Source organism: Amycolatopsis viridis (genome assembly GCF_011758765.1).
Lineage (GTDB): Bacteria > Actinomycetota > Actinomycetes > Mycobacteriales > Pseudonocardiaceae > Amycolatopsis_E > Amycolatopsis_E viridis.
Genome location: NZ_JAANOU010000001.1, coordinates 1,218,729 through 1,239,960 on the forward strand (window position 1 = coordinate 1,218,729; position 21,232 = coordinate 1,239,960).

The 21,232-nt window shown below is 71.6% G+C and carries 20 protein-coding genes; 15 read left to right on the plus strand and 5 right to left on the minus strand.

Translation table 11 applies throughout. From position 1 onward, the window contains the following. Nucleotides 1-75: 75 nt before the first annotated feature. From FHX46_RS06115 to manA, 4 genes are all read left to right on the plus strand, one after another. On the plus strand, nucleotides 76-1,431 hold the full coding sequence (locus FHX46_RS06115) for a phosphomannomutase/phosphoglucomutase (protein WP_167111434.1): 1,356 nt from the start codon (nucleotides 76-78) through the stop codon (nucleotides 1,429-1,431). Nucleotides 1,432-1,443: 12 nt separating this feature from the next. Then, nucleotides 1,444-1,656 carry a Trm112 family protein gene (locus tag FHX46_RS06120; protein WP_167104722.1) on the plus strand — a complete coding sequence of 71 codons (213 nt, stop codon included), beginning with the start codon at nucleotides 1,444-1,446 and terminating at the stop codon, nucleotides 1,654-1,656. Continuing rightward, the gene (locus tag FHX46_RS06125; RefSeq protein WP_167121174.1) at nucleotides 1,646-2,734 is read left to right on the plus strand and encodes a hypothetical protein; all 1,089 of its coding nucleotides are present in this window, start codon (nucleotides 1,646-1,648) and stop codon (nucleotides 2,732-2,734) included. Before FHX46_RS06120 ends, FHX46_RS06125 begins: the two co-directional genes overlap by 11 nt. A gap of 66 nt (nucleotides 2,735-2,800) precedes the next feature. Next, a complete protein-coding gene (gene manA / locus FHX46_RS06130; protein WP_167111436.1) occupies nucleotides 2,801-4,024 on the plus strand; it encodes a mannose-6-phosphate isomerase, class I in 1,224 nt (407 codons plus the stop codon). Nucleotides 4,025-4,046: 22 nt separating this feature from the next. Here manA and FHX46_RS06135 read toward each other — a convergent pair whose 3' ends face one another. Continuing rightward, the gene (locus FHX46_RS06135) at nucleotides 4,047-4,499 is read right to left on the minus strand and encodes an Lrp/AsnC family transcriptional regulator (protein WP_167121176.1); all 453 of its coding nucleotides are present in this window, start codon (nucleotides 4,497-4,499) and stop codon (nucleotides 4,047-4,049) included. An 80-nt stretch (nucleotides 4,500-4,579) separates the two neighbouring features. Between FHX46_RS06135 and FHX46_RS06140 the strand changes: the two genes are divergently transcribed. The 4 genes from FHX46_RS06140 (at nucleotide 4,580) to FHX46_RS06155 (ending at nucleotide 8,585) form a co-directional block, all read left to right on the plus strand. After that, nucleotides 4,580-5,038: a DUF2000 domain-containing protein gene (locus FHX46_RS06140; RefSeq protein WP_167111438.1), complete on the plus strand. Its 459-nt coding sequence runs from the start codon at nucleotides 4,580-4,582 to the stop codon at nucleotides 5,036-5,038. An 81-nt stretch (nucleotides 5,039-5,119) separates the two neighbouring features. Beyond that, complete coding sequence (locus FHX46_RS06145) at nucleotides 5,120-6,034, plus strand: cation diffusion facilitator family transporter (RefSeq protein WP_167111440.1); 915 nt, start codon at nucleotides 5,120-5,122, stop codon at nucleotides 6,032-6,034. Nucleotides 6,035-6,116: 82 nt separating this feature from the next. Further along, nucleotides 6,117-7,652, plus strand: coding sequence for an APC family permease (locus FHX46_RS06150; protein WP_167111441.1), 1,536 nt, complete (start codon nucleotides 6,117-6,119; stop codon nucleotides 7,650-7,652). 60 nt (nucleotides 7,653-7,712) lie between these two features. Next, complete coding sequence (locus tag FHX46_RS06155; RefSeq protein ID WP_167111443.1) at nucleotides 7,713-8,585, plus strand: winged helix-turn-helix domain-containing protein; 873 nt, start codon at nucleotides 7,713-7,715, stop codon at nucleotides 8,583-8,585. Here the strand turns inward: FHX46_RS06155 and FHX46_RS06160 are convergent. Continuing rightward, entirely contained in the window at nucleotides 8,574-10,880 is a 2,307-nt protein-coding gene (locus FHX46_RS06160; RefSeq protein ID WP_167111445.1) for a hypothetical protein, read from the minus strand. The genes FHX46_RS06155 and FHX46_RS06160 overlap by 12 nt on opposite strands. 85 nt (nucleotides 10,881-10,965) lie before the next feature. Between FHX46_RS06160 and ahcY the strand changes: the two genes are divergently transcribed. From ahcY to FHX46_RS06195, 7 genes are all read left to right on the plus strand, one after another. Further along, entirely contained in the window at nucleotides 10,966-12,438 is a 1,473-nt protein-coding gene (ahcY, locus tag FHX46_RS06165; RefSeq protein ID WP_167111447.1) for an adenosylhomocysteinase, read from the plus strand. 57 nt (nucleotides 12,439-12,495) lie between these two features. After that, entirely contained in the window at nucleotides 12,496-12,783 is a 288-nt protein-coding gene (locus FHX46_RS06170) for a FitA-like ribbon-helix-helix domain-containing protein (RefSeq protein ID WP_167111449.1), read from the plus strand. Further along, nucleotides 12,780-13,226 (plus strand): type II toxin-antitoxin system VapC family toxin, encoded by a 447-nt coding sequence (locus tag FHX46_RS06175; protein ID WP_313886044.1) that lies wholly within the window; start codon nucleotides 12,780-12,782, stop codon nucleotides 13,224-13,226. Before FHX46_RS06170 ends, FHX46_RS06175 begins: the two co-directional genes overlap by 4 nt. Before the next feature lie 23 nt (nucleotides 13,227-13,249). Continuing rightward, on the plus strand, nucleotides 13,250-13,897 hold the full coding sequence (locus FHX46_RS06180; protein WP_167111453.1) for a dTMP kinase: 648 nt from the start codon (nucleotides 13,250-13,252) through the stop codon (nucleotides 13,895-13,897). Between the two features lie 74 nt (nucleotides 13,898-13,971). Continuing rightward, on the plus strand, nucleotides 13,972-14,649 hold the full coding sequence (mtrA, locus tag FHX46_RS06185; protein ID WP_167104757.1) for an MtrAB system response regulator MtrA: 678 nt from the start codon (nucleotides 13,972-13,974) through the stop codon (nucleotides 14,647-14,649). Between the two features lie 7 nt (nucleotides 14,650-14,656). After that, on the plus strand, nucleotides 14,657-16,351 hold the full coding sequence (gene mtrB, locus FHX46_RS06190) for an MtrAB system histidine kinase MtrB (protein WP_208400025.1): 1,695 nt from the start codon (nucleotides 14,657-14,659) through the stop codon (nucleotides 16,349-16,351). Continuing rightward, on the plus strand, nucleotides 16,348-18,093 hold the full coding sequence (locus FHX46_RS06195; RefSeq protein ID WP_167111455.1) for an LpqB family beta-propeller domain-containing protein: 1,746 nt from the start codon (nucleotides 16,348-16,350) through the stop codon (nucleotides 18,091-18,093). Before mtrB ends, FHX46_RS06195 begins: the two co-directional genes overlap by 4 nt. A gap of 25 nt (nucleotides 18,094-18,118) precedes the next feature. Here the strand turns inward: FHX46_RS06195 and FHX46_RS06200 are convergent, their stop codons facing one another. Genes FHX46_RS06200 through FHX46_RS06210 form a run of 3 tightly spaced genes read right to left on the minus strand, consistent with a single transcriptional unit; the run spans nucleotide 18,119 to nucleotide 21,152 of the window. Then, nucleotides 18,119-19,333, minus strand: a complete 1,215-nt coding sequence (locus FHX46_RS06200) for a metal-dependent hydrolase family protein (RefSeq protein ID WP_167111457.1) — start codon at nucleotides 19,331-19,333, stop codon at nucleotides 18,119-18,121. Then, nucleotides 19,330-19,764 carry a GAF domain-containing protein gene (locus FHX46_RS06205; protein WP_167111459.1) on the minus strand — a complete coding sequence of 145 codons (435 nt, stop codon included), beginning with the start codon at nucleotides 19,762-19,764 and terminating at the stop codon, nucleotides 19,330-19,332. Before FHX46_RS06205 ends, FHX46_RS06200 begins: the two co-directional genes overlap by 4 nt. After that, a complete protein-coding gene (locus FHX46_RS06210; protein ID WP_167111461.1) occupies nucleotides 19,761-21,152 on the minus strand; it encodes an MFS transporter in 1,392 nt (463 codons plus the stop codon). The genes FHX46_RS06205 and FHX46_RS06210 overlap by 4 nt, the downstream gene beginning before the upstream one ends. Nucleotides 21,153-21,232 lie beyond the last annotated feature (80 nt).

Sequence of the window (21,232 nt, forward strand, 5' to 3'; positions counted from 1 at the left end):
CGCCGCATCCGCCCCGTGTTCCCCCGGTAGGCTCTCGGGTATCCGCAGTCCATGGACAACTCCCGGGGAGAGCGCGTGTCAGACCTGTCGGCCATCGTCAAGGCCTACGACATCCGTGGCGTCGTCGGCGAGCAACTCGACGCCGGCCTGGTTCGGGACTTCGGCGCGGCCTTCGCGTTGCTGATCAAGCCCGAGTCGCCGTCGGTGGTGATCGGCCACGACATGCGTGAGTCTTCCCCGGGGCTGGCCGCCGCGTTCGCCGAGGGTGTCACCTCGCAGGGGCTCGACGTCGTGTCGATCGGCCTGTGCAGCACCGACGAGCTCTACTTCGCCTCCGGCTCGCTCAACCTGCCCGGCGCGATGTTCACGGCCAGCCACAACCCGGCCAAGTACAACGGCATCAAGCTCTGCCGCGCGGGCGCCGCCCCGGTGGGGCAGGAGTCCGGGCTCGCCGAGATCCGCGACACCGTCGAGCAGGGTGTGCCGGAGTTCGCCGGGCAGCCCGGCAGCGTCACCGAGCGGGACGTGCTGCCGGACTACGCCGCCTACCTGCGCCGGCTCGTGGACCTCTCCGGCAGCCGCCCGCTGAAGATCGTCGTGGACGCCGGCAACGGCATGGGTGGCCACACGGTTCCGACGGTCTTCGAGGGCCTGCCCATCGAGATCGTGCCGATGTACTTCGAGCTCGACGGCAGCTTCCCCAACCACGAGGCCAATCCCCTGGACCCGAAGAACCTGGTCGACCTGCAGGCCAAGGTCCGCGAGGTGGGTGCGGACGCCGGGCTGGCCTTCGACGGCGATGCCGACCGCTGCTTCGTCGTCGACGAGAACGGCGACCCGGTGTCACCGAGCGCCGTCACCGCGCTGGTCGCGGTGCGCGAGCTGGCCAAGGAGCCGGGCGCGACGATCATCCACAACCTGATCACCTCGCAGGCGGTGCCGGAGATCGTCGCCGAAAACGGGGGCAAGCCGGTGCGCACCCGGGTCGGGCACTCGTTCATCAAGCAGGAGATGGCCACGACCGGCGCGATCTTCGGCGGCGAGCACTCCGCCCACTACTACTTCCGCGACTTCTGGCGCGCCGACACCGGCATGCTGGCCGCCCTGCACGTGCTGGCCGCGCTCGGCGAGCAGGACGGGCCGCTGTCCGAGCTGACCGCGGAGTACTCGCGGTACGCGGCCTCCGGCGAGATCAACTCGACCGTGGACGACCAGGTCGCCAAGCAGCTCGCGGTCAAGGACGCGTTCGCGCGCCGTCCCGGCGCCGAGATCGACGAGGTGGACGGCCTGACGGTGAAGCTGCCCGGCAAGGCGTGGTTCAACCTGCGCCCGTCCAACACCGAGCCGCTGCTGCGGCTCAACGTCGAGGCCGCCGACGCCGACGCGGTCCGCGCGCTGACCGACGAAGTCCTCGCGATCGTTCGCAGCTAGGGAGGTACCCCCATGGCAGTCGCGCTCGATGCCCAGTTGCTGGAGATCCTGGCGTGCCCGTCGGACGACCACGCGCCGCTGCGGCCGGGAACGGCGAGCGACCCGGAGGCCGACGCGCTGACGTGCACCTCCTGCGGCCGTGAGTTCCCGGTCCGGGACGGGATCCCGGTCCTGCTGCTCGACGAGGCCACGCTTCCAGGTGAGTCCCGTGCCGATGGTGCTTGACGACACGCTCCTGGACGACCCCGCGCGCCTGGCGGAGGCCGACACGGCAGGACTGCTCAGGGCCGCGGCGATGGCGGGCGCCCAGGTGCGGTCCACCGCCGAGGCCGCCGCGGACGCGGAACTGGCTGACCGGCTGGACCTGGGCCGCCCCCGCGCGCTCGTCCTCGTCGTCCGCCCCGGGGTGAGCCGCAGCGTCGCGCGTCTGCTGTACGCCCTGCTCGCGCCGGCCTGCCCGGTGCCGGTCCTCGTCAGCGAGGCGGTGCCACCGTGGATCGGGGCGCTGGACGTCGTCTTCGCGCACACCGACGACCCGTTCGACCGGGAGCTGGCCGCCGGTATCGAGCGGGCCGCCCGCTACGGCGCCACCGTCGTGCTGTCCGGGCCCAGCGAGGGCCCGGTCGGAGCCTCGCTCGCCGGGAAGGGCATCCAGCTCGTCCCCCGGGTCGCGGTGCCGCCGGAACTGACCTTCGCCCGCGGCCTCGCCGCCGGGCTGCTCACCGCGAACGCCCTCGGCCTGCTGGTCGCCGACGTGCAGTTGCTCGCCGACCAGCTGGACTCCGAGGCGGAGCGCGCCCATCTCGGCCGCGACTCCTTCGCCAATCCCGCCAAGGCGCTCGCGCTGCGCCTCGCGGACCGGATCCCGCTGCTGTGGGGGCTGGACCCGATCGCGGTCTCGGTCGCCCAGCACGCCGGCTACGCGCTGGGCGCGTTCGCCGGGATCGTCGCCGACATCGCGGACTACCGTCAGGCGCTCACCCGTCGCGCGCTGCGTCAGGCGGCGGCGAGCAGCTCCGGCGAGCGGGACATCTTCGCCGACCCCGATTTCGATACCGACCTGCCGAACTACCGGGTGCTGCTGCTCGCGGTGCACAGCGGTCCGGCAGCCGACGCGGTGCGCCACGAGGCTTCGAATACGCTTCCCGGGGCCGGAGTGGTGGCTCCCGCGGACGAGATCGTCGGTGACGAGCCCGTGCGCGCCGGGGTGCTCGCGCTACGGTTCGAGCTGGCCGCGGTCTACCTCGGGCTGGCGACCGCCACGACGGGTGGCGGCGGGCACTACGAACCCGCGTCGGCCTGACGCCGGTTCGCGCTCGATCCCGTGGATCGGGCCAGGGGTTGGAAGAGCCAAGGAGTTGAGAACACGGTGGAGCTGCTGCGCAATGCGGTGCGGCCCTACGCCTGGGGGTCCCGGACGACCATCCCCGAGCTGCTGGGCCGCGAGGTGCCCGCGCCGCACCCGGAGGCGGAGCTGTGGATGGGCGCCCATCCCGGCGACCCCTCCCGGATCCTGGGCCCGGACGGCGACGAGCGCACGCTGCTGGAACTCGTCGAGGCCGATCCGCTCGGCCAGCTGGGCCGGGAATGCGCCGAGCACTGGGGCAACCGGCTGCCGTTCCTGCTGAAGATCCTCGCGGTCGAGGAGCCGCTGTCGATGCAGGCGCACCCGTCGGCCGAGCAGTCGGCCGAGGGGTACGCCCGTGAGGAGGCCGCCGGCATCCCGCGGGACGCGCCGAACCGGAACTACCCGGATCCGACGGCCAAGCCGGAGCTGGTGTGCGCGCTGACCGAGTTCCACGCGCTGGCCGGGTTCCGCAAGCCGGAGCGCACGGTCGAGCTGCTGCGTGCCATCGAGACGCCGGGGCTGGCCAAGTACACCGAGCTGCTGGCCGCCCAGCCGGACTCGAACGGCCTGCGGGCGCTGTTCACCACGTGGATCACGCTGCCGCAGCCGGTGCTGGACGAGCTGCTGCCCGAGGTGCTCGACGCGTGCGTGCTGCACGTGAAGGACCACGGCGAGTTCGACGTCGAGTGCCGCACCATCCTGGAGCTGGGCGAGGCGCACCCGCGGGACGCCGGCGTGCTGGCCGCGCTGCTGCTCAACCGGCTCACGCTCAGCGCCGGCGAGGCCATCTACCTGCCGGCCGGCAACCTGCACCTGTACCTGCACGGCACGGCGGTGGAAATCCTGGCCAACTCGGACAACATCCTGCGCTGCGGGCTGACCCCCAAGCACGTGGACGTGCCCGAGCTGCTCCGCGTGGTCGACTTCACCTGCGCGGACATGCCGATCCTGCGTGGCGAGCCGTCCGAGTGCGGCGAGGTGTACACGACCGACGCGCCGGAGTTCGAGTTGTCCCGTTGCGAATGGGACGCCGGTGAGACCGGCGCGCTCCGCGTCGGCAACGGCAAGCCGCAGATCCTGCTGTGCACGCAGGGCTCCGTGCGGGTCAAGGCGGAGAGCGGCCAGGAGCTGGAGCTGCGCCGCGGCCAGTCGATGTGGGTCCCGGCCTCGGATCCGGCGGTCGCGGTCCACCCGGCCGAGGCCGGCCGGACGCAGCTGTTCCGCGCCACCTCGGGCTGCCTCTAGCGACCACTTGGCGGACGCGACCTCAGACCGGGTCGATCACCGCGTTGCGGATGTGTTCGTAGATGACGTTGGTGCGGACGTCGGCGACCTCCTGGCGCTGGGTGAGCCGGTCGATGACGAACGCGTAGAGGCTGTCGTTGTCCGGGACGGCCACGTGCACCAGGAAGTCCTCGCCGCCGGTCACCACGAACACGCCCAGGGTTTCCGGCTGCCGCGTCACCCATTCCCGGAAGGCATCGATGACCCGCCGGGACGGCGGCCGCACCCGGATCGCGATGAGCGCCTGTACCCGGCGGCCGATCTTCGCCAGGTCCAGGTCGACGTGGTAGCCGCGGATGACGCCCCGCTCCCGCAGGGCGCGGACGCGTTCCAGTGACGTGGAGGGGGAGACGCCGGTGGCCGCGGCCAGCTCCCGGTTGGTTCGCCGTCCGTCGCGCTGCAATTCCCGCAGCAATGCCTGATCAAGTTCGTCCAACTCGGCCAATAGCGGCCTCCTGTCGAATTTAGTTCGGTGTTAGTGGACGAGTCTCGCATGTCTGCCTAGCGTGCTGCACTGTGACCACAGATGATCAGGTAGAAGTTCAGCTCGACGCCACCACTCGCACCGCCAAGGTGAAGTGGGTGATCGTCGCCGACCCGTCGCTCGGCCCGGGTCTCGTCGCCAACGCCACCGCCTGCCTCGGCGCCGCCGTCGGCAAGGTCCTGCCGTCACTGGTCGGCCCCGAAGTCGCCGACGCCTCGGGCCGGCCGCACGCCGGCCTGCCGTGGACCGGCTGCTCGATCCTCGCGGCCGACGCGGCCAGGCTGCTGGAGATCCGCGCCAAGGCGGCGAACCGCGAGGGCATTTTCGTCGCCGACATGTCCAAGCACGCACAGGCCAGCCGCTCCCACGACGAGTACACGGCGGCGATGGCCGGCACCGACGAGGCGGCCTTCGAGTACCACGCGGTCAGCCTGGTGGGCCCGCGGAACAAGATCGATAAGCTGGTCGGGGGGCTGCCGTTGCTGCGCTGAACGGGCGGCGCGCGCAGGGCGCCGGACCCGGGGTTCTAGGCTCACTTCCGGCAAAACGGAAAGACTCAGCAGGGGGTCAGCGTGTCGGCAAGTGGCGGAACGAAGGCGATCCTCGCGGCACTGGGCGCCAACGCCGGGATCGCCGTGGCGAAGTTCGCCGGATTCCTGGTCACCGGATCGTCGTCGATGCTCGCCGAGTCGGTGCACTCGCTCGCCGACACGTCCAACCAGGGCCTGCTCCTGCTCGGGCAGCGCCAGTCCCGCCGGCGCGCCACCCGCGAGCACCCGTTCGGCTTCGGGCGAGAGCGGTACTTCTACTCGTTCGTGGTCGCGCTGATGCTGTTCACGCTCGGCTCGGTGTTCGCGCTCTACGAGGGCATCCACAAGATCGAGCACCCGGAGCCGCTGACCAGCCCGCTGGTCGCGGTGATCATCCTGGTGGTCGCGATCTGCCTGGAGGGCTACTCGTTCGTCACCGCGATGAAGGAGTCGCGCACGATCAAGGGGGAGGCGACCTGGTGGCGGTTCATCCGCCAGTCCCGCACCCCGGAGCTGCCGGTCGTGTTGCTGGAGGACAGCGGGGCGCTGCTCGGCCTGGTGTTCGCGCTGGCCGGTGTCGGGCTCTCCGAGCTGACCGGCGACCCGGTGTGGGACGGCGTGGGCACCGTCCTGATCGGTGTCCTGCTCGGGATCATCGCGATCATCCTCATCGTCGAGATGAAGAGCCTGCTGATCGGCGAGGGCGCCACCGACCGCGAGCTGGACAGCATCTGCGAGGCGCTGGCCGGCGGGCGGGTCGAACGGGTGATCCACATCCGCACCCAGTACCTGGGCCCCGACGAGCTGCTCGTCGCCGCGAAGCTGGCGCTCGCGCCGCGGCTGGAACTGTCGGAGGTGGCGAGCGAGATCGACGCCGCCGAGGCCAGGGTGCGTGAGCGGGTGCCCGCGGCGCGGCTCATCTACCTGGAACCGGACCTGGATCGGCAGCCGGTGTGAACCATGGGTGGCTCCCGTCACCCGATCGCGTTAGGGTGACCAACCGTACCTGAGATCCAGGACACGGCGGGAGGAGACACCCTTGCCAGGTAACGGGCTGTGGCGCACGAAGTCCATCGAGCAGTCCATTCAGGACACCGACGAGCCGGGCACCAGGTTGCGACGCAACCTGTCGGCCTGGGATCTCACGGTGTTCGGGGTCGCGGTGGTGATCGGCGCCGGTATCTTCACCCTGACCGCACGCACGGCGGGCGACTACGCGGGACCATCGGTGTCGCTGGCGTTCGTGTTCGCTGCGATCGCCTGCGGCCTGGCCGCACTCTGTTATGCCGAGTTCGCCTCGACCGTGCCGGTCGCGGGCAGCGCGTACACGTTCTCGTACGCCACCTTCGGCGAGTTCGTGGCCTGGATCATCGGCTGGGACCTGGTGCTGGAGCTGGCCGTCGGTGCGGCCGCGGTGGCCAAGGGCTGGTCGGTGTACCTGGAGACGGTGCTCGGCTACATCTTCGGCAAGGGCACCAAGACGAGCTTCGAGATCGGGTCGGTCACGGTCGACTGGGGAGCGCTCGTCCTGGTGGCCGTGCTGGCGATGGTGCTCGCGTTCGGCACGAAGCTGTCCTCGCGCGTCTCGATGGTGATCACCGCGATCAAGGTCGGCATCGTGCTGTTCGTCATCGTGCTCGGGCTGTTCTACATCAAGGGTGCCAACTACTCGCCCTACGTCCCGCCGGCCTCCACGGGCGGGTCCGGGCAGAGTGGTGTGGACCAGTCGCTGTTCTCGCTGATCGCGGGCGGGGCGAACAGCTCGTTCGGCTGGTTCGGCCTGCTGGCCGCTGCCTCGCTGGTGTTCTTCGCGTTCATCGGGTTCGACATCGTGGCCACCACCGCGGAGGAGACGAAGAACCCGCAGCGCTCGGTGCCGCGCGGCATCTTCGGCGCGCTGGCGATCGTCACCGTGCTGTACGTGTCGGTGTCGCTGGTGGTCGTCGGCATGGTGCCCTACGGCGACCTGGCCACCGCCGCGGGCGACGGCAGCCACAAGACGCTGGCGACCGCGTTCGCCGCCAACGGCGTGAACTGGGCGGCGAACATCATCTCGGTCGGCGCACTGGCCGGTCTGACCACCGTGGTGATGGTGCTGATCCTCGGCCAGACCCGGGTGCTGTACGCGATGTCGCGGGACGGTCTGCTGCCGCGGTCGCTGGCCCGCACGAGCGAGCGCGGCACCCCGGCCCGGGCGACGGTGCTGGTCGCGGTGATGATCGGGGTGGCGGCGACGTTCTTCCCGGCGGACAAGCTGGAGGAGATGGTGAACGTCGGCACGCTGTTCGCGTTCATCCTGGTCTCGGCGGGTGTGCTCGTGCTGCGCCGGATCCGCCCGGACCTGCCGCGCGCGTTCCGGGTGCCGGGCGTGCCGGTGGTGCCGATCCTCGCGATCCTGGCCTGCCTGTGGCTGATGCTGAACCTGACCGTGCTGACCTGGCTGCGGTTCCTGGCCTGGATGGTCGTGGGCGTCGTCATCTACTTCGCCTACAGCCGGCGGCACTCGCTGCTCGGTAAGCGCGGGGCGACCGGAACACCGCTGCCGGTGGGAGGCGCTGACCCGACCCGACCCTGAGGACGTGATCGGGGGAAGTCCCGGATCTCACCGGCCCGGCGCTCGGCTAGCGTCGGGCCGGTGATCCGGAAACTGCTGCTCGTCTTCCTGGGAGCCGCGGCGGTCTGCCTGGTGCCCTGGGTCCTCTACCTCGCCAACACGCTGCCCGACCAGTTCGACACCGCACAGTGGCGGGTGGCGTGGGTGGGGTTCGACGTGGCGCTGGTGGGGTGTTTCGCCGCCGCCACGTGGCTGGGGCTGCGCCGCCGCCGGGCGGCGGTGCCACTGCTGGCGGCCACCGCGGCCCTGCTGGTGTGCGACGCCTGGTTCGACGTCGTGCTCGACTGGGGGTCCGCCGACCGGTACGCGAGCCTGGCGCTCGCCGTGTGCGCCGAGCTGCCGATCGCCGTGCTGCTCATGCTGACCGCGCGCAAGCTGCTGAGCGGCGACATGCGGCCACGCCCGCTGACGCTCCGCGACATCGAGATCCGCAGCGACCCGGGCTACGAGCGGGTGCTGCGCGAGCTGCCCGCCACCGCGGGCGAACTGACGCGCCGCCTCGGTGCCGATGCTTCCGGGCGCGTTGCGGTGCTGACCGAAGCCGGGTACGTCCGGCGGCGGTGGGACGGCCGGTGGCACGCCCTCCCGCAGAACACGAAGGAGCCGCGGCCCGCGGAATTCACCGGGACCCACCAGCAGCAGGTCAGCGAGTACCTCGACGCCAAGTACGACCGGGAGCTCGAATTGCTGTCCTGGGCCGCGCGCAACCGGGACGGGTTCGGTTCGTGGGCCACCGCCTGGCGGGGCCAGGCCTGGCTGACCGAACCGGAGCTGCGCCGTCTGGAGGCGGAGTACCAGGATCTGGTGGCCCGGTACTGCCGGATGCGCCCCGCCCCGGCACGCGGGTCGCGTGAGCTCGCGGTACGGCTCTACACGTTCCCGCTACCCGGCTGACGGGGTCTTCAGGTGGAACCGGGTCAGGTCGGGGAACAGCGGAACCTGCTCCGCCTCGCCGCTCGCCGCCCGGCCGGGCATCTCCAGCCCGGCGGCGATCGCCACCGCCTGGTCCCACTCCGGATCCACCAGGTAGTCCGCCTGCCCGAGCACCCCGGCCCGCCACCGGCGGGCGCCGGGCGGCGGGGGCACCGGGTCGGGGAGCCAGTGGTCGCCGCCGAGCACCAGCGCACCGGTCGCGCCCGGGACGGCCGGCAGGAGCGCGCCCCAGCCGCCGTCGGGCAGGTAGCCCTCGCCGGTCAGCTTGCCGCCGTCCACCCGGTGCCGCCAGGTCGTGACGCCGCCGCCGAAGATGTCCGTCCCGCGGGCCAGCCCGCGCCACCGGCCCCCCAGCGACTCGTGCAGCGCGGTGAGCGCACTGTGCGGCAGGACGGCCGGGAACGCCCGCTGGTACCCCCACTGCAAGGGTGACCCGGCGCTGAGCAGGCCCACCCGCTCGCGGTCCGCCGGCGACAGCGTGTGCACGAGCCGCGCGGCCGCGATCACCGTCAGCACGCTGCCCAGTTTCTCCCCGCTCAGCACGACCCGCGTGTTCGGCTCGGCCAGGTGCTCCTGTGCGCGGGCCGCGAGGTCCGGCACCACTTTCAGCGCGTAGCACGGCGGGATCGCCGGGTGCGCCGCGCGGGGCCAGAAGCACACCAGATCCGCCAGTGCGCCGAGGTGCCGGTTGCGGCCCGGTTTGGTCGCCGCGGTGTAGACCACCCGCAGCAGCCCCACGGCCAGGAACCCGAGCCCGAGCACCCCGGCGGCGGACAACGGGTCGAGCCAGCCCGGCAGCGTGTGGAAGCCGTACCAGGCGACCAGCAGCGCGGCCGCCCCGAGCGACAGCCCGGCGACGACCCCGAGCGCGAGGTGGTGCAGGTGCCGTCGTTCCCAGGCCGACCGCGCCCAGGCGGCGGCCGCGGTCCGCTCGTCCGACGGCGACTGGAGCATCCGCACGATCTCCGGCACCCCGCGCGAGCGGCGCCGCAGCGGCACCCCGACGGCGAATCCGAGCACGCCCAGCACGACCGCCAGCACCAGACCGCCGCCCCACAGTGCTGTCACCAGGCGGTAGCTGTCCGGCAGGCGGAGGTCGCCGGCCCCGGCCAGCCGCCGCAGCCCGATGGCCAGGCCCGCGCCGAACCCGCCGCCGAGCAGCGCGGCCAGCGCCAGCGCGGGAGCGGCCGCCCAGCCGCCGGCCCACGGGCGCAGCCGCGTGGGCAACTCCCGCCAGGTGCGGCGGGCCAGCAGCGCCGCGGGGACCAGCAGCAGCGCGAACAGCAGCCACGCGCCGAGCAGGGCCGCGCCGATGGCCTCCACGGTCGGGTCCGACCCGGCCGGCACCCCACCGCGGACCGCGGTGGCGACCAGCAGCGCGACCGCCACGGACAGCAGCCCGGCACGTGCCCACCGCGGCAGGTGCCGCGCGCCGGACGCCGACGTGACCAGCGCGACACCGGTCAGCACCAGCGCGGCGGCCCAGAGCAGCCGCCCGGGGACGTCGGCCGGCACGTCCAGCGGGCCGCCCACGGCGACCAGGACCACCGTGCCCAGCGCGGCGACCGCGTGCACACAGCGCAGCACCGGCGAATCCGTGTCGCCGCGCAGGACGTCGCCCGGGAGCGCGTCACCGGGCGGCGGTGGCGGGTGCGCCCGGACGGTCCAGTTCGCCCCGGACACCCGGTACAGCACGAAGACCACCGCGGCGACCGGCAACAGCCCGGCGGTCAGCCGGAGCTGCCCGACGTCCCGCAGCCAGTCGGGCAGCCCGGGCAGGCAGTGGTGGCCGGGCGCCAGGCACTGAGCGGCGAACAGGTCGAGCGTGACGACCGCGACCTGCGCGACGAGCAGCATCGTCAGCACCAGCGCGGCGATCCGCAGCACACCCCGGCAGAGCGCGCCCAGCACGGCGGCGGTGCGGCTGCCGTCCGGGACCGGCGGCAGCATCCAGTGCGCCACGTTGGCCAGCGAGAACGGGAAGAGCAACGCCCACGTGGCCTTCGCCGCGCCCCCGGAGGTCATGCCGCTCCACAGGTAACCCTCCAGCGTGCGGGGCACCGAGCGGCCGAGCGCCGGCAGTACCGGGCCGGGCGCCGGGCGCCGTAGCCGGTCGGCGGGGCGGACGACCCGGCCCACCCCGTCCCCGGCGACCTCCACCGTGCCGGCCGCGTCCAGCAGGTCCTCGCCGGTGGTGCCGGACAGGCCGGGTACGCGTAGTTCGACCACTCGGGTGTCGGGCCCAGGAAGCGGCACGTGGCTGTCTCCTTTTCCGGGTGTTCCGCGATGAACGGACAACGGTAGTGTTCAGGTGGAGTCGATCGTTGGAGGAAATGCCGCTATGACCCCCGAAAGCGTTGCGAAGTGGCACGACACCCGCAACGGGGTGGAATTCGCCGTCGCGGATCTTGAGCTGGCCGAATTCGGCCGCAAGGAGATCCGGCTGGCCGAGCACGAGATGCCGGGGCTGATGGCGCTGCGCCGTGAGTACGCGGAGGTGTACCCGCTGCGCGGGGCGCGGGTGTCGGGCTCGCTGCACATGACCGTGCAGACGGCGGTGCTCATCGAGACCCTGGTGGCGCTCGGCGCGGAGGTGCGCTGGGCTTCCTGCAACATCTTCTCCACGCAGGACCACGCGGCGGCGGCCGTCGTGGTCGGCCCGCACGGGACGCCGGAGGCGCCGCAGGGGGTGCCGGTGTTCGCCTGGAAGGGCGAGACGCTGGAGGAGTACTGGTGGTGCACTGAGCGGATGCTGACCTGGGACGGTGCGGGTCCCAACATGATCCTCGACGACGGCGGCGACGCGACGATGCTGGTGCACAAGGGCACCCAGTACGAGGCCGCCGGGGTGGTGCCGCAACCCGACGACAACGACTCCGACGAGTGGAAGGTCGTGCTCGGGCTGCTCCGGGAGTCGCTGGCCGCCGACGGGCAGAAGTGGACGCGCATCGGCCAGGGTGTCCGCGGTGTGACCGAGGAGACCACCACGGGCGTGCTGCGGCTGTACCAGCTGGCGGCGGCCGGTGACCTGCTGTTCCCGGCGATCAACGTCAACGACTCGGTGACGAAGTCCAAGTTCGACAACCGCTACGGCATCCGGCACTCGCTGATCGACGGCATCAACCGCGGCACCGACGTGCTGATCGGCGGCAAGGTCGCGGTGGTCTGCGGCTACGGCGACGTCGGCAAGGGCGCGGCGGAGTCGCTGTCCGGGCAGGGCGCGCGGGTGATCGTCACCGAGATCGACCCGATCTGCGCGCTGCAGGCGGCCATGGACGGCTACCAGGTCAAGACGCTGGAGAACGCGCTGCCGGAAGCCGACATCGTGATCACCACGACCGGCAACAAGGACGTGGTGATGGCCGAGCACATGGCCCGCATGAAGCACCAGACGATCGTGGGCAACATCGGCCACTTCGACAACGAGATCGACATGGCCGGGCTCGCCCGCTATCCCGGTGTCCGGCGCATCAACATCAAGCCGCAGGTCGACGAGTGGGTGTTCCCGGACGGCCACTCGATCATCGTGCTGAGCGAGGGCAGGCTGCTGAACCTGGGCAACGCCACCGGCCACCCGAGCTTCGTGATGTCGAACAGCTTCTCCAACCAGGTCATCGCGCAGGTCGAGCTGTTCACCAAGCACGAGGAATACGACAACGAGGTGTACCGCCTGCCCAAGAAGCTGGACGAGAAGGTGGCGCGCATCCACCTCCAGGCACTGGGTGGCGAGCTGACCAAGCTGACGAAGGACCAGGCCGAGTACATCGACGTCGACGTCGAGGGCCCGTTCAAGTCGGAGCACTACCGCTACTGACCGCACCAGGCCGCGCTCGGGTGCTATCATCGACCTCGTATGTGATAGCATGGCACCATGCGGCAGATGATCACTCGTCTCGACGACGAGTTGCATGCCCGGGTCAAGGCGAAGGCCGAGGCGGAGGGGCGCAGTGTCAACGAGTTCGTGACCGAGGTCCTGAAAGCCGCGGTCGACCGGCCGGAAGCCCGGCAGGAACGCAAGCGGCGGTTGCTCGCCGAGGGGAAACTGGTCGCGTTCGCGCCTGAAGCGCCGGTACCGAGCCGGGAGCAACTCGATGCTCTCCTGCGGGGCAGTGGAACCGCCGTCAGCGAGGCACTGGACTGGTCGCGAGGCGAGTGGTGACGATCTTCTACGCGGACACGAGTGCAGTGGTGCGCGCCTTCCTGCCGGATGAGCCCGAGCACGAGCAGATGGTGGAGCTGCTTCTCGACAACGAAGATCTGGTGCTGACGAGCGAGCTGACAAGGGTTGAGTTCGCCAGTGCGATGGCGACCGCGCGGAACAACGGGCGGATCCGCGATGCCTCGGGAGCGCTCGCCCGCTTTGACGCCGAAGCCGGTGGTGAGGGCGCGTTGAGTCTCGTGCCGCTGGTGCCCCAGGTGATCATGCCGGCGGCCTGTCGCCTCGTGTCCGACCACCACGCGCTCCGCACGCTCGACGCGATTCATCTGGCTGTCGCCCTGCACGACACCACCGGGCTGGCGAATGGCGAGCCGGTCGTGATGGTGACCCGCGACCGACGCCAGGCCGAGGCCGCCGAGGCGCACGGCCTCGAGGTGCGCTGACCACCGCCGGATAGCCTGTGCCCGTGGGACGGCTGGTGGTCATCGAGGGGCTGGACGGCGCGGGCAAGCGCACGCTGACCGACGGCCTCACCAAGGCGCTGCACGACCAGGGCCGCACGGTCGCCACGCAGGCGTTCCCCCGCTACGGCCGCAGTGTCCACGCCGACCTGGTGCGGGAGGGCCTGCACCGCCGCCACGGCGACCTCACCGACTCCGTGTACGGGATGGGCCTGCTCTACGCCCTCGACCGCCGGGGCGCGGCCGGCGACATCCGCCGCGACCTGGCCACCCACGACGTCGTCCTGCTGGACCGGTACGTCGCGTCCAACGCCGCCTACGGTGCGGCCCGCCTCCGCCAGCACGCCGACGGCGCGTTCGTGCGCTGGGTGCGGGAGATCGAGATCGACCGGTTCGGGCTGCCGCTGCCGGACGCCCAGATCCTGCTGCGCGTCCCGCCCGCCGTGGCCGCCGAGCGGGCCGACCGGCGCGCCTCGGCCGACGCCGACCGGGCCAAGGACGCGTTCGAGTCCGACGACGATCTCCAGGCCCGCTGCGCCGCGGTCTACGACGAACTGGCGGCGATGTCGTGGTTGTCCGGTTGGCACGTGGTGGACGGCGCGGCGGGAGTCGACCACGCCGAGCTCGTCGCCCGGCTGGTCCATCCGGGCTAACGTGCCTGCTCACTTCCCGGGCCGTTCGCAGGGTCGCGCGTCACGAACGGTCTCCGTAGTGCGAATATGTGGTCATGAAGGCACGTGTGTTGGTCGTCGACGACGACCCCGCTCTTGCGGAGATGCTCACCATCGTGCTGCGCGGCGAGGGGTTCGACACCGCGGTGGTGGCGGACGGCTCCCGGGCGCTCCCCGCGCTGCGGGAGCTCAAGCCCGATCTCGTGCTGCTCGACCTGATGCTGCCCGGCATGAACGGCATCGACGTCTGCAAGGCGATCCGGGCCGAGTCGGGAGTGCCGATCGTCATGCTCACCGCGAAGAGCGACACGGTCGACATCGTGCTGGGCCTGGAGTCCGGCGCCGACGACTACGTGGTCAAGCCGTTCAAGCCGAAGGAGCTCGTCGCGCGCGTGCGCGCGCGGCTGCGGCGCACCGAGGCCGAGCCCGCCGAGACTCTCACCATCGGTGACCTGGCCATTGACGTGCCCGGCCACGAGGTGACCCGGGACGGCAAGGCCATCCCGCTCACCCCGCTGGAGTTCGACCTGCTGGTCGCCCTGGCCCGGAAACCGCGCCAGGTGTTCACCCGCGAGGTCCTGCTCGAGCAGGTGTGGGGTTACCGGCACGCGGCCGACACCCGCCTGGTCAACGTGCACGTCCAGCGGTTGCGCTCGAAGGTCGAGAAGGACCCCGAGCACCCCGAGGTCGTCCTGACCGTCCGCGGCGTCGGCTACAAGGCGGGTCCGCCGTAACAGTCAGATGAAGCGAAGAGTTCCGGCCTTCGTCCGCGCGGTGCTGCGGCTGGCCCCCCGCGCGGGCGCCTACCTGCGCGGCCGTGTGGTCGCGTTCGGCGTGCTGTGGCGGCGGTCGCTGCAGTTCAAGGTGACCGTCTCGACGCTCGCGTTGTCCTCGGCGGTGGGGCTGGTGCTGGGCATGGTGCTGCAGAACCAGATCACCCAGCGCCTCACCGACACCAAACGGCAGGCCGCCGTCGCGCAGACCCTGCAGGTCGTGCGCACGGCCGAGAACGAGCTGGTCGGCATCAGCGACCAGGACGCGCTGGCCGACCGGCTGCAGAACGCCCTGAAGAAGATCACCAGCAGTTCCTCGGAGGACCAGGGCACGGCCGCGTCCGCCGCCGGCGCGTTCGAGCCCGTGCTGACCGCGGGCGGCGACGACTCCACCGACTCCGCCGGCCCCATCACCAAGGTGCCCGACGGCCTGCAGCGGTTCGTGGAGAGCAACCAGGTCGCCTGGCAGATCAACACCGACACCGACCCGGACGGCACGCGCACCACGCACCTGATCGTCGGCGCCCCGGTCACCAGCACCGGTCGCCCGGTCCAGCTGTACCTGCTGTTCCCGATGACCGCGGAGCAGAACACCGTCCAGACCGTGCAGAACACGCTGCTGGTCGGTGGCCTGGTGCTGCTCGTGCTGCTGGCCGGCATCACGAACCTGGTCACCCGGCAGGTGGTGCGCCCGGTCCGGCAGGCGGCGGCCGCCGCGGCCCGGTTCGCCGGTGGTGAGCTGGACGAGCGCCTGCCGGTCACCGGCGAGGACGACCTGTCCAAACTGGCCGTGTCCTACAACGAGATGGCCGCGAGCATCCAGCACCAGATCCGGCAGCTGGAGGAGTTCGGCACCCTGCAGCGCCGGTTCACCTCGGACGTCTCGCACGAGCTGCGCACCCCGCTGACCACCGTCCGGATGGCCGCGGACGTGCTGCACGCCTCGCGCGAGCAGTTCCCGGCCGGTCTGGCGCGGTCCACGGAGCTGCTGGTCGACGAGCTGGACCGGTTCGAGGCGCTGCTCGGCGACCTGCTGGAGATCAGCAGGCTGGACGCCGGTGTGGAGGAGCTGGCGGCCGAGTTCATCGACGTCTCCTCCATCGCCCGTCGCGCGGTGGAGCAGGTGCGGGTCATCGCGGGCAACGCCGAGACCGAGATCGAGCTGGACCTGCCGGAGGAGGAGACGCTCGCCGAGATCGACGCGCGGCGGGTCGAGCGGATCCTGCGCAATCTGCTGGCCAACGCGGTCGACCACAGCGAGGGCAACCCGATCCGGCTCACGCTGGCCGCGAACGAGCACGCGGTCGCGATCACCGTCCGGGACCACGGCGTCGGCCTGCGACCGGGTGAGGCCGATCTGGTGTTCAACCGGTTCTGGCGCGCCGACCCGTCCCGCAACCGCCGCACCGGCGGCACCGGGCTGGGGCTGGCGATCAGCCACGAGGACGCCCGGCTGCACGGCGGGCAGCTGGAAGCGTGGGGTGCGCCCGGGCATGGTGCGTGCTTCCGCCTGACGCTGCCGCGCACGCAGGGCGAGCCGATCGGGGAGAGCCCGCTGCCGCTGGTGCCCGGCGACGCCCCGGCCACCAACGGACACCTGCAGGTCGGCCTGCCCACCGAGTACACGCTCACGATAGGTGAGATGCGCAAGGAGGACGTGTGACGCTCCTGGCGCGGCTGTTCGCGTTGATGTCCTGCCTGGTGCTCGCGGTGGGCTGCGCGAACGTGCCCGAGGAATCGCAACCGGTCGCCGTTCCGCAGCAGGAGCTGGGGCAGCCGGTCAACCCGGACGTGCCGCAGCCGGCGAAGGACCTGGACGCGCTGACCGTCGTCCGCGATTTCGTGCGGGCGAGCGCCCAGCCGATCAGCAACAACGCGGCCGCCCGCATGTACCTCGACGACGCGGCCGGCAAGGCGTGGACCCCCGGCAAGGTCATCACGATCATCGACGACGTGTTCGCGACCGTCCCGGCGGCGGGTGCCGACACCACGGCCAACCCGAACGAGGTCAACGTCGTGCTGCGCGGCGTGAGCGTGGGTTCGCTGCGCGAGGACGGCGCGTTCATCTCGCTGCGGGCGCCGGTGGAGCTGAAGCTGCTGGTGCGGCGCCAGTCGGACGGGCAGTGGCGGGTCACCAACCCACCGCCGAACCTGGTGATGCCCTACAGCGACTTCACCGCGAACTACGTGCGGGTGCAGGCGTTCTTCTTCGCGCAGGACTCGAACACGGTGGTGCCGGACCTGCGGTACGTGGCCGGGAAACCGCAGTCCGGCCTGGCCGGGCGCGTGGTGGGGCTGTTGCTCGCCGGACCGTCGACGAGCCTGGTCGGCGCGGTGCGGAACCTCCTCCCGGAGGGCGCGAACACCGAGGGCAACGTGACGACCGCGCCGGATGGCGCGCTGGTGGTGCCGCTGACCGGGGTGGCGGACCAGACGGCGGACGTGCGGCGGTTGATCGCGGCGCAGATCGTGCTGTCGATGCAGTCGGTGACGACGAACCGGGTGCGGCTGCTGTCCGACGGCGCGCCGCTGGTGGACGGGCACGAGGACTGGGTGCCGAGTGACCTGCCGTCCTACACCACGCTGGCGTCGCCGAGCGCGGACCAGCCGGGGCTGGTGACGGTGAACGGCCGGGTGCGCTCGCTGGGCGACGGTTCGCTGATCGCCGGCCCGGCCGGCCAGAGCGGCGGGTACCAGGTGGCCAGCGCCGCACAGTCGATCGACGGCAAACAGCTGGCGGTCGTCGAGTTCGCCGACGGGCGGCAGCGGTTGCGGGTCGGCCCGTTCGGCAAGGACGCGGTCCCGGTCGACCTGGCCGGCGCGACGATGACCCGGCCGACCTGGCGGCCGACCGCAACCGCGGACGGCTCCGGCGAGGTGTGGACCGTCGTGGACGGGCAGACGGTGGTGCGGACGCTGCGCACGCCGGACGGCGGCTGGGTGCCGCAGGTGGTCAACGCCGACGAGATCCTGCAGGTCGGGGCGATCAGCGTGCTCCGGTTGTCCCGGGACGGCGCGCGGGCCGCGGTGGTGGCCGGCGGGCAGCTGCTGGTGGCGTCGGTGGTGCGTGCCCAGGACTCGGTGACGCTGCGTGCGCCGCGGATCCTGCAGGGCGGCACGCTGGGCGGTGTGGTGGACGTCGACTGGCTCAGCCAGGACACCCTGGTCGCCGCGACGACCATGCCGTCGCAACCGGTGGTGAAGATCCCGATCGACGGCCTGCGGCTGGACCCGTTCAACATCTCCAACCTGACGCTGCCGGTGCACGCGATCACCGCCGCGCCCGGCCGGTCGATCGTCGTGGCGGACGACGGCGGTCTGTGGACCGCCGCCGACGTGGGCGAGGTGTGGCGCCCGCACCCGCACAGCTTCGGCGGCAACGCGTCGCCGTTCTACCCGGGCTGAGCCGCCCGGGTAGAACGGCGTGCGCTCAGCCCGTGACGATCTCGCCGCTCTGCACGACGTACCGGAAGCGCGCGGGCTCGGCCAGCACGCCGACGTCGGCGAGCGGGTCACCGTCGACCACCAGCAGGTCGGCGTGCGAACCCGGCCGGAGCGTGCCGATCTCGCCCGCCAGGTTCACCAGCTCGGCAGCGATCGTGGTGGCGGACCGGATGATCTCCAGCGGCGGCTGCACCTCGGCCCGCAGGCGGAACTCGTGGTTCTGGTGCCGGTGCATCCCGCCCAGCAGGTCGGTGCCGTACACGATCCGCACGCCGCCGCGCGCGGCCCGTTCCAGCGCCGCCAGCCCGGCGCCGAGCACCTCGTCGACCTTGCGCCAGCTCGCCTCCGGCAACCCGAACTCGCGGCCCTCCTGTTTGAGCGCCCAGTACGTCACCAGCGTCGGCACCAGGAACGCGTCGTGCTCGCGGAAGAGCTCCACGCTGCGATCGTCGATCAGGTTGCCGTGCTCGATCGACCGCACCCCCAGCTCCAGCGCCCGGTTGACGGCCCGTGCCGTGTAGGCGTGCGCGGCGACGTACCGGTTCGCCGCCTCCGCCTCCTCCACGATGGCCCGCAGCTCATCCGCCGAGTACTGGGTCGAGTCGATGCGATCGGTGGGCGAGGCGACCCCGCCGGAGGCCATCACCTTGATGTGGTGCGCGCCCTTGCGCAGCTCGTCGCGCGCGGCCTCGCGCACCGCGTCCACACCGTCGGCGATCCGGCCGAGGCCGGCGCAGCACGGGTGGTCGTCGTGCACGCGGGTGCCGCGGTTGCGGTTGTCGCCGTGGCCGCCGGTCTGGCTCAGCGCCCGCCCGCAGAACAGCAGCCGCGGCCCGCGGAACAGGCCCTCCGCCTGCGCGTCGGCCAGGCCGTAGTCGGCACCGGAGGCGTCCCGGACCGTGGTGAACCCGCGGTCCAGCATCCGGCTCATGGTCCGCGCGCTGTGCAGGGCCACGTAGGACGGTGCGGTGGACGGCAGCGACCCCAGGTCCGCGGTCGAGGCGGTGACGTGCACGTGCGCGTCGATCAGACCTGGCATCACCACGGCGCCGCGCACGTCCTCGACCCGGGCGCCGCCGGCGGCCAGGCCGCGTCCGGTCTCCACGATCCGCCCGTCCGCGCACCGCAGATCGCCCTCGCTGTACTCGCCGGTCTCCGGCTCGAGCAGGGTCGCGTTGCGCAGCACCAGGTCGCCGCTCACCGGGCGTCCACCACCTTCCGCAGGGCCGGAACGGCCAGCGGCGCGAGCTCCACCGCTGCGGCCACCGACGTGTCGTCGTAACTGCCTTCCGCGTCGAGGATGTTCAGCGCGCCCAGCGTGCGGCGGCCGTCGACCACGGGCACGTTGATCACCGAGCCGCAGCCGAGCGAGCCGATCAGCTCGGCGTCGGCGAACACCGCACGCACCGCTTCCCGGTCCGCGCCCAGGTAGGGCTGCTGTTTCTCGATGCACTGCTCGAGCCAGCCGGCGGCGATCTCGACGGTCTTCTCGCCGCCCACCGGGTACTGCTCCGGGTGACTGCTGTACACGCGGCGCATCGCGCGGCGCTCCGGGATCCAGGCGAGCACGGTGAACAGCCGGACCCCGATCGCCGCGGACACCTCCGATTCCACTCTGGACAGGTCGGTCACGTGGTCATCTCCTTGGTGGCGGCGACGGGAGCGCCGTTCTCGGTCAGTTCCTCCAGCGAGCGCCCGGCCGTGGACAGGCCGAACACCAGCACGCACAGCACCCCGATCGCGAGCACCGCGGTGGTCAGGCCGAACACGCCGCCGAAACCGAGGCTCGCCGCGAACACGCCGATGATCGTCGGGGCGAGGATGCTGCCGACGCGGCCGAACGCGCTGGACAGTCCGGTGCCGGTGGCGCGGATCCAGGTCGGGAACACCTCGGGGGTGTAGGAGTAGACGCCCGCGTAGGTGCCGTTGAGGAAGAAGGACAGCACGGCGCCGGCGAGCGTGATCGACCACGGCGCGTTCATCTGGCTGAGCCAGAACGCGCTGACCGCCGAGCCGGTCAGGTACAGCGCGATGGTGTGCTTGCGGTCCAGCCGCTCGGACAGCCAGGCCGCGGAGAAGTACCCCGGCACCTGGGCGAGGTAGATGATGATCGAGAACTCGAAGCTCTTGGTCACCGTGATGCCGCGTTCGATCAGCAGTGTCGGGATCCACGAGAAGAAGCCGTAGTACGAGAACGTGATCACGAACCACACCGCCCAGATGACCGCGGTGCGGCGGGCCATCTTGCGGCTCCACAGGAATTTCAGTGCGGTGAGCAGTCCGACCTTCGGGGTCCTGGTCAGTGGTTCGGTCACCGATTCCGGGACCGGCGGCAGGGGCCGGCCGGTCGCCTTCTCGACGTCCCGCTCGATCTTCGCCACCACGCGTTCGGCCTCGTCCCGGCGGCCCTGGGTGAGCAGGAACCGCGGTGACTCGGGCAGCGAGCGGCGCCACCACAGCAGCAGCACGATCGGCAGCGCCGTGAGCACCTGCGCGATCCGCCAGCCTTCGGGCAGGGCGGACACCACGAACCGGCCGAGGAGCGCCGCCGCCACGAACCCGAAGGAGAAGAACCCGGCGAGGGCGCCGACGAACCAGCCGCGCCGCTTGGCCGGCACGAACTCGGACAGGAACGGCGCGATGATCGCGCTCTCCGCGCCCGCGCCGGCCCCGGCGAGGACCCGCGCGCCCAGGAAGACCTCGTAGTTGGGGGCGAACGCGGCCACCACGGAGAAGAGCGCGTAGAAGGCCAGCGCGTACATCATGACCTTCTTGCGGCCGATGCGGTCGCCGAGCAGCCCGGCCGCGATCGCGCCGAAGAGGAACCCGAACGGGGTGGCCGAGCCGATGAGGCCGAGCTGGCCGTTGGTCAGGCCCCAGACGGTCTTCGCGCTGGGCAGGAGGAACGCGACGACGGCGGAGTCCATGCCGTCGAAGGTGTAGCCGAGGCCGCCGATCAGGAGGAGGAGGTAGTGCGGCCGGCTCAGCGGGAGCCGGTCGAGTCGTGCCAGGAGGGTCATGACACGCCTTCCGTGGGGAGGGGAATGGTGCGGTCAACATAAACTGCAAATCAGCGCATCTGCAATATGCTTTGCATGTC

Bases quoted from the DNA above. Each gene is read 5' to 3' on its own strand.
- FHX46_RS06170 (WP_167111449.1), top strand. From the start codon at position 12,496: ATGCGGCAGATGATCACTCGTCTCGACGACGAGTTGCATGCCCGGGTC.
- FHX46_RS06210 (WP_167111461.1), bottom strand. From the start codon at position 21,152: ATGACCCTCCTGGCACGACTCGACCGGCTCCCGCTGAGCCGGCCGCAC.
- mtrA (WP_167104757.1), top strand. From the start codon at position 13,972: ATGAAGGCACGTGTGTTGGTCGTCGACGACGACCCCGCTCTTGCGGAG.
- FHX46_RS06125 (WP_167121174.1), top strand. From the start codon at position 1,646: ATGGTGCTTGACGACACGCTCCTGGACGACCCCGCGCGCCTGGCGGAG.
- mtrB (WP_208400025.1), top strand. From the start codon at position 14,657: ATGAAGCGAAGAGTTCCGGCCTTCGTCCGCGCGGTGCTGCGGCTGGCC.
- ahcY (WP_167111447.1), top strand. From the start codon at position 10,966: ATGACCCCCGAAAGCGTTGCGAAGTGGCACGACACCCGCAACGGGGTG.
- FHX46_RS06120 (WP_167104722.1), top strand. From the start codon at position 1,444: ATGGCAGTCGCGCTCGATGCCCAGTTGCTGGAGATCCTGGCGTGCCCG.